The organism is Nocardia sp. NPDC060220, assembly GCF_042727815.1.
Classification (GTDB): Bacteria; Actinomycetota; Actinomycetes; order Mycobacteriales; family Mycobacteriaceae; genus Nocardia.
On record NZ_JBHWZY010000487.1, the window covers coordinates 1 to 5277 of the forward strand.

A 5277-nucleotide genomic window follows, 5' to 3' on the forward strand; every position below is an offset into this window, starting at 1 on the left:
GTCGAGCGCCTCGTTGATGCGGGCGATCGCCCGGGTGGCGAGCAGCGAGTTGCCGCCGAGCGCGAAGTAGTCGTCGTCGGCGCCGACGCGGGCCATGCCGAGCAGTTCCGCGAAGACCCCGGCGACGATCTCCTCGGCGGGGCTGACAGGAGCGCGGAATTCGCCCGCGGTGAACGCGGGGGCGGGCAGCGCCTTGCGGTCGAGCTTGCCGCTCGGATTCAGCGGGAAGCCGTCCAGCACCGTGACGACGGTCGGAACCATGTAGGTGGGCAGCGAGTCCGCCACGGCCGTACGCAGCGCCGCGGGGTCGGGCTCCTCGCCGGGCCGCGCCACCACATACGCCACCAGGTGCTGGCCGGACGCGGTGTCGAGTACCAGGGCCACGGCCTGGCTGATCGCCTCCTGGGCGAGCAGGGCGGTCTCGATCTCACCGAGCTCGATGCGCTGACCGCGGAACTTCACCTGGAAGTCGGTGCGACCCAGGTATTCCAGCGCGGGCTCGGCCGAGGATCCACCCCAGCGGACGAGGTCGCCGGAGCGGTACATCCGCGCGCCGGGCTCGAAGGGGTTGGCCACGAACCGATCCGCGGTCAGACCGGGACGGGCGACATAACCGCGCGCGAGCTGGTCACCGGCGAGGTACAGCTCGCCGACCACTCCGGCAGGCACCGCGCGCAGGCGTGAATCCAGCACGTAGACACGGGTATTCCACTCCGGCACGCCCATCGGGACCGATCCGCGATCGGAATCGCTTGCGGGCCATCGCGTCACGGTGACAGCAGCCTCGGTGGGCCCGTACAGGTTGTGCACCCCGGCCGTGGACACGCGGGCCACGTCGGCCACGGTCTCGGTGGGCAGCGCCTCACCGGCGGCGAACACCGCCCGCAGGCTCGGAATCGAACCGGCGGTGGTGTGCGCGGCGAAGACCGACAGCATCGACGGCACGAAGTCGGTGAGCGTCACGCCCTGTGCCGCGATCGTTTCGGCGAGGTACAGCGGGTCGCGATGTCCGTCGTGGGTCGACACGACCAGCTTCGCGCCGGTCCGCAGCGGCAGGAAGTAACCCCACAGCGACACGTCGAACGTGGCGGGCGTCTTCTGCAGATACACATCCGACGGGCCGATCCCGTACTCGGCGCCCATGTAGACCATCTGGTTGACGATCGCCGCGTGCGACACCGCCACACCCTTGGGGCGCCCGGTGGAACCGGAGGTGAAGATGACATAGGCCGGGTTCTCGGGCCGGACCGGCCGAGCCGGCTCGACAGGCGCGGCCGAGAACTCTTCGAGCGCAACGGAATCCACCAGGATCACCGGCACACCCGCGGGTACCTCGATCGCGTCCGCGGTGGTGCTCAGCACAGCGGCGGGCGCTGCGGTATCGAGAATGTGGGCGATGCGATCGGCCGGATGGTCCGGGTCGATCGGCACATACGCACCGCCTGCGGTCACGATCGCGTACATCCCGACCACCAGATCGAGCGAGCGCCGAACCGCGAGGCCGACCAGGGATTCGGGACCGACGCCGTGGGTCACCAGCAGCCGGGCGAGCCGGTTGACCCGCTCGTCGAACTCCCGATAGGTCAGCTCGGCGCCCTCGTACGCGACAGCGACAGCATCGGGGTGCTCGGCCACCGCACGTCGATAGCCGTCGAGCAACAGTTCCGGCGCGAGGTCGCGGCGAGTGTCGTTCCACTGCACCAGGATCCGGTCCAGCTCGGCGGGCTCCAGAAGCTCGATCGCACCGAGCGGCGCGGCGGGCACGGCGACGATCGCGGCCAGCAACCGCTGGAATCGATCGGCGAACCCGGCGACGGTCTCGGCGTCGAACAGATCGGTGGCGTAGGTGAGCCCGACCGCGATGCCGTGCGGCGCACCGTGGCGATCGGTGTCCTCCACCATCTCGAACTGCAGGTCGAACTTGGCGAACGGAATGGTCATCTCGACGCCCGCGACGGTCAGACCGGGCAGTTCCAGTGCCGTGCGCGCCATGTTCTGGAAGGCGAGCATCACCTGGAACAGCGGGTGCCGCGCGGTCGAACGGGCCGGGTCGAGCAGCTCGACCAATCGCTCGAACGGCACATCGGCGTGACCGAAGGCCGCGACGTCGACCGCGCGGGTCGAGGCGAGCAGCTCTTCGAAGCTGCCCGCCGGGTCGACCTCGGTGCGCAGCACCAGAGTGTTGACGAACATGCCGATCAGGTCGTCGAGGGCGGCGTCACCACGACCCGCGACGGGGGTGCCGATGGCGATGTCGGTGCTGCCCGACAGCCGGGCCAGCAGCGCCGACAGCGCGGCGTGCACCACCATGAACAACGTCGAATTATGGGCGCGCGCGATCTGATCCAACCCGGCGTGCACCTCGGCCGGGATGCGGAAGTCCAGGCTCGCACCACGGTAGGAGGCGGTGGCGGGCCGCGGCCGGTCGGTGGGCAGCTCGAGCTGGTCGGGCACACCGGCGAGCTGGGTGCGCCAGAAGTCGATCTGCTGGGTCAGGATCGACTCCGGGTCGTCCTCGGTCCCGAGCACGGCCCGCTGCCAGAGCGTGAAATCGGCGTACTGGACGGCCAATTCGGGCCAGCCCGGCGCGTTACCCGCGCTGCGCTGGACATAGGCGGTCATCAGGTCGCGGGTGAGCGGGCCCATCGACACGCCGTCACCGGCGATGTGGTGCATCACGCAGACCAGCACGTGCTCGGTCGCGCTCAGTCGCAGCAGCCGCAGGCGCAGCGGCGGAGCGACGGTGACATCGAAGCCCGCGCTGACGGTCTCGGTGACCAGGGCGGCGATCGCGTCCTCGCCTGCCTCGTCGGCCGCCAGAGCGGGCACGGCGCGCGGGTCCGACAGCGGCAGCACCAGCTGCGTGCCGACCCCGTCGACCGGCGGATACATCGTGCGCAGCACCTCGTGGCGGGCCACCAGGTCGGTGACCGCGACACGCAACGCGTCGACATCGAGCGCGCCCGACAGGCGCACCGCGATCGGCATGTTGTTCACCGCGCTGGCCGGATCGAACTGGTTGAGGAACCACATCCGCTGCTGGGCGAACGACAGCGGGATCGAGTCGGGGCGCTGCTGCGCGACCAGCTCGTGGCCGGAACCGGTGCCGATATGACGTTCGACGCGTTCGGCCAGCCCCGAGACCGTGCTGACCTCGAACAGCACCTGCACCGGAATCCGGGTGTCGAGCGCGGCGCCGAGGCGCGTGGCGGCCTGCGCGGCCAGCAGCGAGTTGCCGCCGAGCTCGAAGAAGTCGTCGTCGGCACCGACCCGGATCTCGTCCGGCGCACCGGCGGTCAGCAGATCGGCGAAGATGTCGGCCACCACCTGCTGCACCGGAGTCACCGGCGCACGGAACTCGCGCACCGCGAAAACAGGCTCGGGCAACGCCTTTCGGTCCAGCTTGCCCACCGGTGTCAGCGGGATCCGGTCCAGCACCATGATCGCGGCCGGAATCATGTAGCCGGGCAACGATTCCGCGAGGAACGCGTCGAGCGTGGTCACCTCGAGCGTCGCGCCGGAGCGGGGCATCACATACGACACCAGCGCTGTCACACCGGAAGGCAGAGTCTTGCCGAGAGTCGCCGCGAAGTCGATGTCGGGGTGTGCGGTGAGCGCGTTGTCGATCTCACCGAGCTCGATCCGGAAGCCGCGGATCTTCACCTGGAAGTCCGAGCGCCCCATGTACTCGATGACGCCGTCACCGGATTCGCTGCGCCGCACCAGGTCTCCGGTGCGGTACAGGCGCGCGTTCGCGTCACCGGACTCGGCGCCGAACGGGCTGGCGACGAAACGTTCCGCGGTCAGCGCGGGGCGGTTCAGGTAACCCTGTGCCAGCGCGGGACCCGACAGATACAGTTCGCCGATCACGCCCGCGGGCACCGGCCGCAGCCGCGAATCCAGCACGAACGCACCGACACCGGCGATCGCGGCACCGATCGTCACCGGCGCGGCCGGATCCATCGGCGCGGTGCTGGTGGCCAGGATGGTGGCCTCGGTGGGGCCGTAGCCGTTGTAGAACTCACGCTCGCCCACGGCCCAGCGACCGACCAGTTCCGGACCGAACTTGTCACCGGCGACGACCACCACGCGCAGGTCGTCCAGGTCCGCCGGATCCACCGATTCCAGCGCGCCCGGGGTGATGAGCATGTGCGAAACCTGTTCGCGGCGCAGCAGATCCGCGAGCTCGAAACCACCGAACACACCGGGCGGCGCGATCACCAGGGTGGCGCCCGCGGAGAAGGTGAGCAGCAGTTCGAGCACCGACACGTCGAAGTTCGGCGAACACACGTGCAGCACGCGCGAGTCGGCGGCGACGCGGTAGTGCGCGCGCTCGGCGGCGACCAGACCGGCCAGACCGGTGTGGGTCACCACGACGCCCTTGGGCTTGCCGGTGGAACCCGAGGTGTAGATCACGTAGGCCGGGTGCCGCTCGTCGAGGGTGCGGATCCGGTCGGTGTAGGAGATCGGGTGCGCGGGCTGGGCCGCGATCGTGGTGGCCGTCTCGGCGTCGTCGAGCTCGAGCCAGGTCAGCGCGGTACCGAGCACGTCGCGATGCGCGGCGGTGGTGAGCCCGAGCACCGCGCCGGAGTCGGACACGATGTGCGCGATGCGGTCGGCCGGGTAGTTCGGGTCGACCGGAACGTAGGCGGCGCCGGTCTTGGCGATGGCCCACACCGCGAGCACGGAGTCGATCGACCGGGCGATGCCGATGGCGACGACGTCGCCGGGGCCGATCCCGCGAGCGATGAGCGCGCGGGCCAGCTGCGAGGACTGCTGATCGAACTCGGAATAGCTGAGCTGACGCTGGTCGGCCGGGTCACCGGACGGGTTGAACCGGACCGCGACCCGATCGGCGGCCGATTCGACCGCTCCCGTCAGCAACTGCCCGAATGTCGGACTGCTCGACCGGCGACGGCGATTACCGCGGGCAGAACGACGGGCAGTTTCCATTCGAGTTCATTCACCTCTCATCGCGTCTGCACGTGCGGCTGCCCCGCATCGCGCAGATCGAGTCATCATATAGACCGGTCGCATAATGTCCGAGTCAGCGTGCCCCCGGTGCTCGGGGCCCAGAGGACTATCGGCACGGCCCCGGAACGTGTTGCCCCCACCAACGGCAAAGTGACGGGGTTCATAAGAACCACCGTCACTCGCTAACGCTGTCAGAGCACACCGCGTACCCCGACCCTTAGGGAGGGGCGCCGCGTAGCGGCGGTTCGCGGCCGTCCCGTCGATCAGGTGCCGTTGCGTAGGCGACGAAGGAGCAAGCAACGG

At 69.7% G+C, this 5277-nt stretch carries 1 protein-coding gene; it reads right to left on the reverse strand.

Going from position 1 to position 5277, the window contains the following annotated elements; translation table 11 throughout:
• Nucleotides 1-4953: amino acid adenylation domain-containing protein (locus ACFWF3_RS23205; protein ID WP_379315247.1), on the reverse strand; the 4953-nt coding region annotated here is incomplete at its 3' end.
• Nucleotides 4954-5277 lie beyond the last annotated feature (324 nt).